The following is a 12,186-nucleotide window of genomic DNA, read 5'->3' on the forward strand; positions in this document are numbered from 1 at the left end:
GGCCCAACGGTGTTCAGTTGCGTGACACCGGCTCAAGCGCTCACCGCTTGTCACCACCTCGCCGCTCGTTTTCCTGACGACGGTTCGGGTCTCTCACCGAGGCTCCCATTAGCGTTTTCACTAAACCACAAAACCACCCAGGGTCAGTCGATCCTGGGTGGTTTGTTTACTTGGCCGGCCCGCAAACTTGCATTCTGCCCGCCGCCCAACGACAATGGAGAAAATCACGTCACTGGAGGTCTTTTCATGAATCCCGCCACATTGCTGCAACCCTACCTGGACAAGTACCACCTGACCCTCGACCACCCGGCTCACGGGCGGGTGGTCCTGACCTCACCGGATTGGCCGACCCATCCCGACCTGCAAACCACCGTGCAGCACGCCCTCGCGCGCCTCGCCGGCGTCAGTCAGGTGACCAGCGACGGACCGGGGCACCTGACCGTGCGGTACGATTCCACCGTCCTGCGCCGGCTGAATCCGCTGACCCTCCTGGCCGTGGAACGGCGGATCAGCCAAGCCTACCGCCGCGCCGGGGTATAACCAAACAGGGGCCTGGGAACAAACTCCCAGACCCCTGTTTTGGTTACTTGGGCTCCCCACCGTCTGGGAAGCCCCTTTTTTGCGTTACTTCGTGGCGTACAACGCCTGGACCTGGGCTTGCGCCTCAACGTGGGCCAGGTAGTCGTCGTAGGTGGTGTCGGCCCGGTCAACGATGCCGTTCGGTCCAACTTCGATGATCCGGTCGGCAATCGTTTGGATAAACTCGTGGTCATGCGAGGTAAACAGCATGCTGCCCTTGAAGTCCACCAGGCTGTCGTTTAGCGCCGTGATGGATTCCAAGTCCAAGTGGTTGGTCGGGTCGTCCAGCAACAGGACGTTGGCCTTGCTCAGCATCATCTTGGAGAGCATCGCCCGGACCTTTTCGCCCCCGGACAGCACGTCGACCTTCCGCAGCACGTCTTCCCCCGAGAAAAGCATCTTCCCTAAGAAACCGCGCAGGAAGGTGTTGTCGCTTTCTTCCTTCGGCGCGTACTGGCGCAACCAGTCGACCAGCGGCATGTCGTTGCCCTCGAAGAACTCGTTGACGTTCTTCGGCAGGTAGGTCGTGCTGGTGGTCTGGCCCCAGGTCACCGTGCCGGCGTCCGGTTCCAGGTTGCCACTTAAGATCTGCATCAGGGTGGTCGTGGTCAGGTCATTGCGGCTGATAAACGCCGTCTTTTCCCCCGGCCGTAACGTGAAGCTCACGTCGTCAAACAGCGTCACGCCATCGACGGCGTGGCTCAGGTGTTCGACGCGCACCAGGTCGTTCCCCAGTTCGCGTTCCGGTGTGAAGTGGATGTACGGGTACTTCCGCGACGAAGGCCGGATGTCGTCCAACGTGATCTTCTCCAGTTGCTTCTTCCGGGACGTGGCCTGCTTGGACTTCGAGGCGTTGGCACTGAACCGCGCCACGAATTCCTGCAGCTGCTTGATCTGTTCGGCCTTCTTCGCGTTGGCGTTGGCCTTCAGTTGGGCCGCCAATTGACTGGATTCCAGCCAGAAGTCGTAGTTGCCGACGAACACGTTGATTTGGTTGAAGTCCACGTCACAGATGTGCGTGCAGACCTGGTTCAGGAAGTGCCGGTCATGGGAGACCACGATCACGGTGTTCTCATAGTCCGCCAGGAAGTTTTCCAACCAGCTGATGGACTGGACGTCCAGCCCGTTGGTCGGTTCGTCCAGGATCAGGACGTCGGGGTGGCCGAACAGGGCCTGCCCCAAGAGGACCTTCACCTTTTGCGGTTCCGTCAGGTCACTCATCAGGCTGCCGTGCAGCTCCTCGCCGATGCCCAGGCCTTGAAGCAACTGGCTGGCTTCGGACTCGGCTTCCCAACCGCCCATTTCCCCGAACTCGCCTTCCAGTTCAGCGGCGCGAATCCCATCTTCGTCGCTGAAATCGGGCTTCAGGTAAATAGCGTTCTTTTCGGTCATGATGTCGTGTAATTGTTGGTGTCCACGGATGACCGTGTCCAGGACCACGTCGTTTTCAAAGGCAAAGTGATCTTGGTTCAGACTCGAGAGCCGTTCGTTCGGCCCCAGCGAGACGGAACCGGTCGTGGGTTGTAGCCGCCCTTCAATGATCTTGAGCAGCGTGGACTTACCGGCGCCGTTTGCGCCAATCACCCCGTAACAGTTACCGGGCGTAAACTTGAGATTAACGTCACTGTAGAGCTTCCGACCGGAAAACTGCATACTGACATTCGAAACGGTTAGCATAGAACGATCCCTCCGTGGACTTGATTTTAGGTGTCTTCTTCACAGAAAAAACCAACGCGACGTTTGCGCGTCCACGCTGGCTGTGTGCTTCGCTGTGGTAATGTTGCGTTAGTTTACCATAAAAACCGCCGATAAGCAACGACCTACGACCAGACCTGGCGGGCGGCGTAGCGCTCCCGGTAGGTCTTGGGCGTCATCTGGTAGTGCTGCTTGAAGGTCACGAAGAAGTTTTTCTCCGTGCGAAAGCCCGTCTTGCGGGCAATCTCCTGGATCGATTCCTGGGTGGTCAGCAACTGCTCGGCGGCCCGTTCCAGCCGAATCTGGCCCAGATAGGCCTTGGGTGACACCCCTAGATAGGACTTGAAGTACCGCGAGAAGTACACGCTGGAGTAGTTCAGCTCCGCCGCTAAATCGGCAATCGCCACCGGCTCGGCGTAGTTGTCCTGCAGCTCACTGACCGCCTGGCGCAGCGGGTGTGGCAGGGGCAACTGGTCGGTGACCAGCTGGCCGCGGACCGTCAGGTGTTTGACCAGCTCCCCGACCAGCTGATACTCGGCGCCCAGGTTGATCAGGTAGGTCGCCCGGTCGTTATCCGGCGCCACCGCGTGCGCCACCAACGTCTTGACCGCCCGGTGCAGTGGCTGGTAGACCGATTCTTCGAGGTCCAGGTCGATGGGCCCCCAGACCGGCAGCGTTTCCTGGTCGACCACCGTGCGCAGCCACACGCCCGGCAGCAGCAAGGTGACGACCTGGTCGGCTTCGTCTAGGATGGTCTCAAAGCTGTGGACCACCTCGGAGTTGACCACGTACAGGTGGTGCTCCTGCAGCTGAAAGGTCGAGCTGCCGATGTGGGCGGTCCCCGGGGTCCCCCGGTAGACGTAGGTCAGCTCCACGGCCTGGTGCCAGTGCGGCAAGGCGGACTTAGGGCCCCGGGTCCCGTGGGAGATGATCTGGAGGGGCAGTTCCCGTCCGAAGTTTAAGCGTTCATGGTATGGCTGTGGCATCGTGGTTCCCTCATTTCTATAGTGGCGCTCCGCAATTGTTGTGACCAGTATACCGCGTCCCCCCGCCGAGAGGTTAATTTTAGTAATGAGATAAGTAAATTATGGGATTATATAAATGTTACCGGTTTGTTACACTGTATCACAGATAGAGGTTAGCGCATCACGAACTAGCTAGGCACCTATCTGAAGTGGGGTCCCTGTACTGGGGAGTGCCTGGAACCTCACTTCCGGTCACGCGGATCGTCCACCTATCTCGACGACCCGGCGACCACCCGCCATTCACAGGGCTTATCGACGATACAACCGCTGTTGTGGGGAACAACGCGCGTGGATAACCCGGTTACCACGATATCCGGTCGCTTGCCTCGTGGCGGTTCTTGGGGGAGAATCGCGGAGCACGACAAGTCGTCCGTCAGCAGAATAGCAATGGTCATCGGAAGTTTCAGGTCCACTAGGATGCATGACTAGTGGATTTTTTGTAACCAATTTTTTGAGCTGTTGGTTTGTTTATATGATGTTAATTAACTATACTATCTTGTGGAAGGGATTACATAATTTATAATATAGCGGATTAACTTCCCTTCTAGAAAGAGGTAGAAAATATGAACAACTGGTTGAAAGCGTTCGGCACCACCCTAATTGTTGCCACTGGTATCTGGACCGTTGGGAGCCTGCCCACCACCGCCCACGCCGCAACCACAGACGTCCCCACCACCGCACCAGTCGAAACCCCCGACTACGGTGTCGATGCCGACGCCGCCTATACGGTTTACGCAAAGCTTCCTAGCTCATCCACCATCGCTCTTGCAGGACCGGCGGGGTTCGTTTATTACCTTTTCGATACCCAGGGCAAGAAACTCACGCCAGGACTCGCCGGGGACAGCCCTTGGGAGACCGACCGGGTGCTGATCAACTTACTACCTAAAAACGCCGCTAACGAGCAAGACATTAAAACCGCTGGCGTCTATTACCATATCCTCAATACCGACCTGGTCACTAACGGCTACGTAAAGCAAAGCACCGGCGTGGCCCTCAACGACGGCACCGATGTTGGCACTGCTGACACCGTCTTGCACCTTCAATTCCACGACGAGAATGGCCAAGCCCTCACTACGGATCAGCAAATCCAAGACACGGCCATCACCCTGCCCAAAGAACTAGACGATGCCACCGCGACCAATCTCAAGACCGCGCTGACAACCGTCCAACTTCCCGTGAAGGGCTACACGTTGAAATCCGCTAAGTGGGGAACCACGGACGACACGGCCAACACACTGACCTACACTTATCAAAGGGATCAGCAACCCACGCCGACCCCTGACCCAGAACCAACCCCGAATCCCCAGCCAAAGCCAGAACCCACCCCTGAACCGGAAACGCCAACGGAGCCCACGGAACCAACGACTCCCAGCATCCCTGGTTCAGACTCCTCACACGTTGCCGTGAAGGGCGAGGCCATCTACGCCTTGAAGAAGGTGGGCCTTTATCGCCACGTCACCTTTACGGCCAAGAATCGGCAGGTTTGGTACCCGAAGCAATCTCGGCATAACCGCCCTCAGTTTGTCGTGACCGGCTACGCCCACACCAAAACGGGGGTGCTCCGTTACCACGTCCGTGACATCAACCATCACAGCAAAACCGCAGGGTTAACGGGCTACCTCACTGCTCGGTCGGCCTACGTGGCGCCCCTGTATTACCAGCAACGTCCCCGGACCATCCGGGTGCTTAATCCTAAGGGCATTAACGCCTATCAGCATGTCAACTTAACGGGACGCGTTCGGCACTACAAACGCGGAACGACCTTGAAAATCAAAGGTATTCAATCCTACCATCTCACCACGCGCTTAATCCTCACGAACGGGCATTACATCACCGGGAATAAGACCCTGGTCATTCAACAGTAACCGTCAAAGAACCGGCCACCACGGACGGTTCTTTTTTTGTGAGACGAAAAAAGGGCCGCCCCACGGCCGCCCTTCAATACGTCTTCTATTCTGCTGTTTGCATTTGGTCGGGGCGTTTCAAGAGGAACGCCATGACGTAGGATAAAATCAGGAAAACCGCCACGACCAGGTACGGGTAGTGGGTGTTCATGTCCAGCAACATCCCGGACATGATGGGCCCCACGATGTTGCCGATACTGGTCAGCGACATGTTCAGCCCGTTGATCAGTCCCTGGTTGGCCGTGCTGGCCTTGGTCAGCAACGTGGTGATGGCCGGCCGCAACAGGTCGAACGCCGTGAAGATCACCAACGTGGCGATGATCACCTCGACCTTGCTGTGCGCCTGCGTGATCCAGATCGTGCAGATGGCCGCCAGGAAGAAGCAGGCCCGGATCAACCGCCGCTCCCCGAAGACCCGCACCATCTTATCGAACAGTGCGACCTGGAAGAACAGGGAGATCAACCCGTTTAGCGTCAGCACCAGCGCGATGTTACTCAGACTGAAGTTGAAGACCTCGTTGACGTAGATACTGTAGATGCTTTCGAAGCCCTGCAGCCCAAAGGACGATACCAGAATCATGGTGAACAGGATGATGATGGGCACCGTCCAAAACGCCCGGGTCATCGGGTGACTGGTGGGTTCCGCCACGACCGGGGCATCCGGCGCCTCATCGTGTTCGGCGTCGTTGGGCAACAACGTGATCAGGACGATGGCGCTCAGAAGCCCCAGGGCCCCGGCCACCCAGAACGGCGTCTTATAGCTGACCCCGGCCAGGATACCGCCAATGCCGGGCCCCAGGATCAGGCCCCCACTGAAGGCGGCCGACAACCAGCCGATCACCCGCGCCCGCTGTTGCCGGGTGGTGATGTCGGCGGCCAGCGCCATGGCGGTCGGAACGACCATCGCGGCGGACAATCCCCCAATCAGTCGGGAGATGTTGAAGACCCACAGGTGGTTCGTCAGCGCAAACAGCACCTCGGAGACCATGTAGAGGAACAGGCCGACCGTCAAGACCGGCTTACGACCGATTCGGTCCGAGACCCGCCCGATGATGGGGGATGCCACGAACTGGGCGAACGCGAACAACGCGTTCATGATTCCCATGTCGGTGGCCGACAGGTGCAGCTCGTTCTTGATGAACGGCATCACCGGAATGACCAGGCTGATTCCCAAACACACTAAAAATTCACTAAAGATTAAGATAAAAATGGCCCGTTTCGTTTTTTTCGTCACGTGGCACCACCCCTTTTCGTTATTTTCCGGAACGTCACCGCCCCGGAACGCTTTTTTACAGCAATAGTCTCATATTACAGGGTTTATTATTAAAAGTCTAATAATACGCTTAAGCCCCTGAACGAGTTTGCCGCAGGGTGGTGGCGAGGGCCTCGTAATCCGCGGCGAAGAAGCTGTCGCGCAGGTAAACCAGGTCCAGGTCGTGCTCGACGTTGCCCGCCGCCAAGGGCAGCAGCTTGATCTGACCGGCCGCCAACTCGCGGGCGACCACCGAGCGGTACACGAAGCTGACCCCGACGTCGGCCAGGACCAGCTGGCGAATCGCCGCCGGGTGGTTGACCGTCACGACCTGTGGGAAGTCCGCCAAGGTCACGTTGGCCGCCTGTGCCAGGTGCAGTAAGATGTCGCGGCTCCCCGACCCCAGCTCGCGCACGATCAGCGGGTAGCGCGCCAGGTCGGGCCAGGTGACCTGGGTGCGCCGGGCCAACGGGTGGTCCGCCGCCACGATGCCGACGAAGGGCTCGTGCCGGATCACCTGGTAGCCAAAGGCGCGCTTATCGAAGTTCCCTTCAATCAGCGCAAAGTCGCTTTTACCGGTCTGAAGCGCCCGCAACGCCGCCTGGGTGTTGGTGATTCGGCAATTGATGGTCCGATACTGGGCCTGGTCTTGCAGGACCCGGACCAGCTGTGGCGCCAGAAACTCGCTCAGGGACAGCGTGGTGCTAAAGCTGATCTGCCGCTGCTCCGCGGGTTGGCGCAGGTCGGCCAGCAGCTTGGTCGACTGGGCCTGGGTCCGCTGGATAAAGGCGGCCAGCTGCTGCCCGGCCGGGGTGATGGTCAGGTAGGGCCGCCGGTAGTGCACCAGGGGCACGCCGATTTCGTCTTCGAGACTGTGAATCTGCTGGGACACGGCCGGCTGGGTGATGAACAGCTGCTCGGCCGTGCGGGTATAGGACTGGGTTGCGACTAGGACCAGGAAGGTTTGGTACCGTTGATCAAACATTTGGAAACACCTCATCATAAGCTAGATTTATGGAAACATCACGGATAACAATTTTATTTTATGATACCACTCCGGTAGACTAAGGCTATTCATTTGAGAAGGAGAAATTGCCATTATGTTAGAAATTCGTTCCACGTTAGCCTCCCGGCCGTTCTGGGGCGCTGCCGTCATCACGTTGATCTGCGCGGTCGCCGGCAGCGAACTGGCGCAGCTGCCCTACCTGAACCTGGTCGGCGCCCTGGTCATCGCCCTGTTATTGGGGATGGCCTGCCAGGTCCGGCCCCAAATCGTGACCCCCAACCTCGCCGGTATCGGCTTCATCTCCAACAAGTTCCTGCGGTTGGGCATCATCTTGCTCGGGTTCAAGCTGAACCTGATTCAGCTGGCCAGCGCCGGCGTCAAGACCATTTCTTTGGCCGCCGTCATCGTGACCGGCATGGTCTTACTGACCTACAACCTGAGCCGGAAGATGGGGGTCGACAAGGACCTGGCCATCTTGACGGCCACCGGGACCAGCATCTGTGGGGCCGCCGCCGTCATGGGCGTGTCACCACAGATCAAGGTACCCGCCGAAAAAGCGGAACAACAACGGGAAAATGAGGTCCTGGCCGTGGCCATCGTGGCCATCCTCGGGACGGTCTTCACCCTGATTGAAATCGGTCTGAAGCCGCTGCTCCACCTGACCGCCGTGCAGTTCGGGGTCCTGACCGGTGGGTCGCTCCACGAAATCGCCCACGCGGTCGCCGCCGGGAGTGCCGGCGGGCCGGTCAGCCTGGACACCGCCATCATCACCAAGCTCTCGCGGGTTCTCCTGTTGGCCCCCGCCGCCGTCATCATCGGCCTGTGGTACCAGAAAAGCACGCCACAAGCCAACACGGACGCCAACGCCAAGTTGCCGATTCCCTGGTTCATGGCCGGCTTCATCCTGACCAGCCTGATTGGAACCTTCATCCCGCTGGGCGACGCGGCCATCGCGGCGCTGGTCAAGTTGGCCTACATCTTCTTGGGCATGGCCATGGCTGCCCTGGGGATGAGCGTGAACTTCCGGGTCATCGCCCACCGCGGTGGCAAGCCATTCCTGGCCGCCAGCATCGCCTCCGTCATCCTGATGGGTGGCGTGACGCTGGCCAGCAAGCTGTTCTTCTAACCTTCGGCGCGCAGGGATTCCCACTGTTCACCTATATATAGCTGCCCAAAAAGGCCCCGACTGCGTAACATCGTCGGGGCCTTTAGCGTCTTTAATCGCTTTACACGGGTGGATGCATTTTCGCTTCTAGGGTGCCAATCAGCGGGGGTTAAGGCCGGGCGTACTGGTTACCGCGCGTGGCCCGTGTCGCCCCGCTGGCCTTCGCCGCTGACTCACTTTCGTAGGTGTAATTAGCGGGGTTCGTCACCTGAGAATAGTACTTATGGCTGTCAGAGACGTAGACCTTGCCGGCCGCGGCCGTGGTCCACTGTCCCGATTTGGTCCCCGCTTGGGTGGTCGAATGGCTGCTGGCCCCTGCTTGCTGGCTCGCACTGCCGGACCCACTACCGCGACGGGTGTTTGTGGACTGGCTGCCGGTCGTTGTAATGGGCTTGGCGTTGTTACCGCCGGTGCTGTAGTTGATCTTGATGCCTTCGGCCGAGTTGATCACCGCGATGGCCGTGTTGATCTGGCCATCCGAGGACTTGATGTCCACGATGGAGCCGCGGGGGATGGTTTCCTGCCGGTAGTAGAGCGGCGTGGTTTCGTACTTGATGGTGGCGCGGGTGTGTGGGTTGGCTTGCCAGTACCCCTCCGCCGTTTCTTCGGCATACCGCATGCCGCCGTCTTGGTCCGCGCCGACGTTTTGTGGCCGGGTCCCCGTGGTGAAGTTGTCCGCCGACGTGTAGGATTTGGCCCCTAACAGGCTATCACCGATGGAGTGGCTACGGTTGTAGAGGTAGCCGTGGTAGGTGCGCCCGGTGAAGACGTAGCTGATGGCGACCTTGGGATTGCTCGTTGGCCAGCCAGTCGGTTCCAGGGGGTCCCCCTGACGCGACCCCCGTGAGGCCGCGTATTCGCCGTAAGTCAACACCGCGCGGGCGGTGCCGGCGCGGCCCTGCGAGTCACTCGCAAAATGGTAGTCGCCGGCCTTCAGGTTCTTGAAACCGGTGGTGTGGGACTTGCCTAACTTCCAATAATAGTTCTGGGTCGGGCCAGCCGATTCCTGGTTGGTATAGCTGACCAGCTTCTTGAGCACCTGCCCGTTCCGGGACGTGGTCTCCTGGGCGGTCGTGGTGGTCTTGTGCTGCGCGGCGGGCTTTTTAGCGGTCTTCTGGGAAGTCGCCCGCTTGGTGGCTGTGACGGAAGAAGCGCTGGACGAGCTGGCCTTATCCGAGCTGGTCTTGGTCGTCGACTCTCCGCTGCCCCCTATCCCGATGAAAATGAAGGCGACGACTAATGCGATGAGTGCGTTGCGTCCCTGGTGGTGCGTGTCGCGCCGCCCGATTTTATGGACGACCCAGAGAACGCCTAAAACAACGGCGATGAGCAGACTGAGTGCGCCAATGAATGATGCCATGAAATACTCCTCCTCAAAAATCTATGTAGTTGCAAAACGTCATGCTGGAAAGAGGCCTTATTTAGTGGCTCTTCTAACACTATTAAGCATACCAAAAATTCGGCGTCACCAGGGATCCGATATGACTTTTGATCGTCAAAGACCGCCATTAATGAGTTGCCAACTCTTGGCAACAGCCGCTCACCCAAAAAATCCGCACGACAACGGCCCATTCTGGTCACTGCCGTACGGATTTTTTCGTTATCAGTCATCGCCTACGACCGGTGCCGGGGGGCCGTCAGTCGCACCCAGGCTTCCGCCAAAAACGCGGCCGCCATGCCCAGAATCGTCGCCACCAGGGTGTTCTCCCAGTAACCCATGAGGTACTTACCGATGCTTTTTTGCCATATGTATGACCTCCGTGTCGTTAGGCCATGACGTGCAACCGCTGCTTGAGCGTCTGGTACCGGTCGATGCCCGTGATTCCGCCCAGCACTCCCCAAAACGGCTCCGCAACCGGCCAGCCTATCGCAATCAGTAACAGCCCCATGCACACCCCGTACCAGAATCCCTGTCGGCGGGCGCGCCGCAGCTGCTGGGGTAATTCACTCGCCGGGATATCCCGGCGGTTCAGATCACGGCGCCGGACCACCCGTTTCACCCACCGGTCAGCGATCACAACCAGCAGTAGGTTGGCCAGCAGCAAAATCGTCAGGCTCGTGGACGCCGCGACCCACCGACTCAGCACCGAAACAATGAGGTCCAGGGCCAGAAACGTCGTCAGGAGAAAGACCGCTACCTGATTTCCTAAGTGGTTCACCTGCTGCCGCCGGTACTCATCCAGGTCGCCGTCCACGTCGTAGATGATTTGACACAGCCATCTAAAAACAGTTGATGCCATCAATACCTCCCCCCTCTCACACACGTTTCAGCCGTGCCCGGAGGTTCGTGTACCGCCCCCAGGCAAACACCACGCAATTAATTCCAGCTAACAGCAGGTGCTCGGATTCCCACAGATGCGGCCACAGGTTTCCCCCGGTATGGGCCCAACTCTGCAGCCCCCACACGCCCCAGGTCAGCAGTCCCATCTCCAGTCCCCGACCGGCGGACTTCCACCGGAAGCTAATGAGCTTACGCAGATAATCGCTGGTCGGAACCTCGATCACGTCCAACCGCAACCGGGTGACCTGCTGCTGATTATACATCACCAACCCCAGCACAACGATCACCGACAGCCAGGCGAGCGCGCTCGTTATTCGGGACGCTTCCGGCCGTAGTAAAGTAATCACCCAAATCATGAAAACCAGTAACAAATAGTGCAGTAGAACGATGAACGCGTGACTCGCAATCCGGTTCAATTGGCCCCGCATCCGTTCGTCGATGTCCCCTTCGATATCAAAGGTCTGCCGCAACCACCAGTCCCAGCGCGCCTCTTTGTTAGTCATTTTATGACTCCTCCTCCTTATTTTTAGCCGGCATCACCGAATGACCTTGACCCGTAACCGCCACACGCCGTACATCCAGACGCCAAAGATCAGGCCGGCCAGCCCCGCGGTCCGGTATGTGCTCAGTGTCGCCAGGCTGGTCGCGAAGCTGACGCCATCGACCCACCAGTTCATCCCCAGCGTCATCAGAAACATCCAAAGCGCAAAGTACCCGCCCACGAACAGCGCGCGCCAGCGTAGCCGTTTCAAACGCGGGCCCAGGTCCGCCGGCGCCACCTCGATGTCGTCTAACCGCAGCTTCCGCAGCATCCAGCTGACGTAGACCATGACTCCCATGATGCTCAACGGTAGTCCCAGCAAGAGCGCGACCAACACGTCCGTGCTCGGATACGTCGCGGCCGCGAAGATGGCCACCAGGTCGAGCAAAAACAGGCCACCCGTCAGCAGGATAAAAGCATTGTTCCCAATGCGATTAATCTCGTGCCGCTTATACTCGTCGAGGACCCCGTCAATGCCATACAGGTGCTTCAAGCAACGCACCGCTAAACTTGTCTTCTCCGTCATGTTCATTCCTCCCAGAATAACGTGTTCAAGTCCGTTCCCAAGGCCTTGGCGATGCCGATACACAGCTTGAGCGACGGATTGTACTTCCCATTTTCAATCAAATTGATGGTCTGGCGGGCCACCCCCACGGCCGTCGCCAACTTGAGCTGGGACCAGCCCCGCTGCAGCCGGTAGTCCTTGACACGGTTCACCACGATTCCCCCATTTCATAT

General features: G+C 58.7%; 12 protein-coding genes. 3 read left to right on the forward strand and 9 right to left on the reverse strand.

Annotation, left to right across the window (positions count from 1 at the left end; genetic code table 11):
- The first annotated feature begins 246 nt into the window (after nucleotides 1-246).
- Nucleotides 247-540: a hypothetical protein gene (locus tag FD37_RS07880; protein ID WP_056964636.1), complete on the forward strand. Its 294-nt coding sequence runs from the start codon at nucleotides 247-249 to the stop codon at nucleotides 538-540.
- A gap of 84 nt (nucleotides 541-624) precedes the next feature.
- Here FD37_RS07880 and FD37_RS07885 read toward each other — a convergent pair whose 3' ends face one another.
- On the reverse strand, nucleotides 625-2,256 hold the full coding sequence (locus FD37_RS07885) for an ABC-F family ATP-binding cassette domain-containing protein (RefSeq protein WP_056964638.1): 1,632 nt from the start codon (nucleotides 2,254-2,256) through the stop codon (nucleotides 625-627).
- 143 nt (nucleotides 2,257-2,399) lie between these two features.
- Nucleotides 2,400-3,260: an AraC family transcriptional regulator gene (locus tag FD37_RS07890; protein ID WP_045807393.1), complete on the reverse strand. Its 861-nt coding sequence runs from the start codon at nucleotides 3,258-3,260 to the stop codon at nucleotides 2,400-2,402.
- A gap of 602 nt (nucleotides 3,261-3,862) precedes the next feature.
- On the opposite strand from FD37_RS07890, the gene FD37_RS07895 reads away from it, so the two are divergent.
- Nucleotides 3,863-5,164, forward strand: a complete 1,302-nt coding sequence (locus FD37_RS07895; protein WP_056964640.1) for a DUF5776 domain-containing protein — start codon at nucleotides 3,863-3,865, stop codon at nucleotides 5,162-5,164.
- Between the two features lie 85 nt (nucleotides 5,165-5,249).
- Here FD37_RS07895 and FD37_RS07900 read toward each other — a convergent pair whose 3' ends face one another.
- Together FD37_RS07900 and FD37_RS07905 are read right to left on the reverse strand one after the other, a co-directional pair.
- On the reverse strand, nucleotides 5,250-6,437 hold the full coding sequence (locus tag FD37_RS07900) for an MFS transporter (protein WP_045807392.1): 1,188 nt from the start codon (nucleotides 6,435-6,437) through the stop codon (nucleotides 5,250-5,252).
- Between the two features lie 109 nt (nucleotides 6,438-6,546).
- Nucleotides 6,547-7,440: a LysR family transcriptional regulator gene (locus FD37_RS07905; protein ID WP_056964641.1), complete on the reverse strand. Its 894-nt coding sequence runs from the start codon at nucleotides 7,438-7,440 to the stop codon at nucleotides 6,547-6,549.
- A gap of 115 nt (nucleotides 7,441-7,555) precedes the next feature.
- On the opposite strand from FD37_RS07905, the gene FD37_RS07910 reads away from it, so the two are divergent.
- On the forward strand, nucleotides 7,556-8,587 hold the full coding sequence (locus tag FD37_RS07910; protein WP_056964643.1) for a YeiH family protein: 1,032 nt from the start codon (nucleotides 7,556-7,558) through the stop codon (nucleotides 8,585-8,587).
- A gap of 148 nt (nucleotides 8,588-8,735) precedes the next feature.
- Here FD37_RS07910 and FD37_RS07915 read toward each other — a convergent pair whose 3' ends face one another.
- From FD37_RS07915 to FD37_RS07935, 5 genes are all read right to left on the reverse strand, one after another.
- A complete protein-coding gene (locus FD37_RS07915; RefSeq protein WP_056964644.1) occupies nucleotides 8,736-9,986 on the reverse strand; it encodes a DNA/RNA non-specific endonuclease in 1,251 nt (416 codons plus the stop codon).
- A gap of 406 nt (nucleotides 9,987-10,392) precedes the next feature.
- Nucleotides 10,393-10,866: a DUF3278 domain-containing protein gene (locus FD37_RS07920; protein WP_056964647.1), complete on the reverse strand. Its 474-nt coding sequence runs from the start codon at nucleotides 10,864-10,866 to the stop codon at nucleotides 10,393-10,395.
- A 16-nt stretch (nucleotides 10,867-10,882) separates the two neighbouring features.
- Entirely contained in the window at nucleotides 10,883-11,410 is a 528-nt protein-coding gene (locus FD37_RS07925) for a DUF3278 domain-containing protein (protein ID WP_056964649.1), read from the reverse strand.
- Between the two features lie 33 nt (nucleotides 11,411-11,443).
- Nucleotides 11,444-11,974 (reverse strand): DUF3278 domain-containing protein, encoded by a 531-nt coding sequence (locus FD37_RS07930; protein ID WP_056964651.1) that lies wholly within the window; start codon nucleotides 11,972-11,974, stop codon nucleotides 11,444-11,446.
- A gap of 2 nt (nucleotides 11,975-11,976) precedes the next feature.
- Nucleotides 11,977-12,165, reverse strand: coding sequence for a helix-turn-helix transcriptional regulator (locus FD37_RS07935; protein ID WP_045807385.1), 189 nt, complete (start codon nucleotides 12,163-12,165; stop codon nucleotides 11,977-11,979).
- Nucleotides 12,166-12,186 lie beyond the last annotated feature (21 nt).

The sequence above is a fragment of the Levilactobacillus spicheri DSM 15429 genome (genome assembly GCF_001435095.1).
Taxonomy (GTDB): domain Bacteria; phylum Bacillota; class Bacilli; order Lactobacillales; family Lactobacillaceae; genus Levilactobacillus; species Levilactobacillus spicheri.

Coding starts and splice junctions, on each gene's coding strand:
- FD37_RS07880 (WP_056964636.1), top strand. CDS start 247: ATGAATCCCGCCACATTGCTGCAACCCTACCTGGACAAGTACCACCTG.
- FD37_RS07885 (WP_056964638.1), bottom strand. CDS start 2,256: ATGCTAACCGTTTCGAATGTCAGTATGCAGTTTTCCGGTCGGAAGCTC.
- FD37_RS07890 (WP_045807393.1), bottom strand. CDS start 3,260: ATGCCACAGCCATACCATGAACGCTTAAACTTCGGACGGGAACTGCCC.
- FD37_RS07895 (WP_056964640.1), top strand. CDS start 3,863: ATGAACAACTGGTTGAAAGCGTTCGGCACCACCCTAATTGTTGCCACT.
- FD37_RS07905 (WP_056964641.1), bottom strand. CDS start 7,440: ATGTTTGATCAACGGTACCAAACCTTCCTGGTCCTAGTCGCAACCCAG.
- FD37_RS07910 (WP_056964643.1), top strand. CDS start 7,556: ATGTTAGAAATTCGTTCCACGTTAGCCTCCCGGCCGTTCTGGGGCGCT.
- FD37_RS07915 (WP_056964644.1), bottom strand. CDS start 9,986: ATGGCATCATTCATTGGCGCACTCAGTCTGCTCATCGCCGTTGTTTTA.
- FD37_RS07920 (WP_056964647.1), bottom strand. CDS start 10,866: ATGGCATCAACTGTTTTTAGATGGCTGTGTCAAATCATCTACGACGTG.
- FD37_RS07925 (WP_056964649.1), bottom strand. CDS start 11,410: ATGACTAACAAAGAGGCGCGCTGGGACTGGTGGTTGCGGCAGACCTTT.
- FD37_RS07930 (WP_056964651.1), bottom strand. CDS start 11,974: ATGACGGAGAAGACAAGTTTAGCGGTGCGTTGCTTGAAGCACCTGTAT.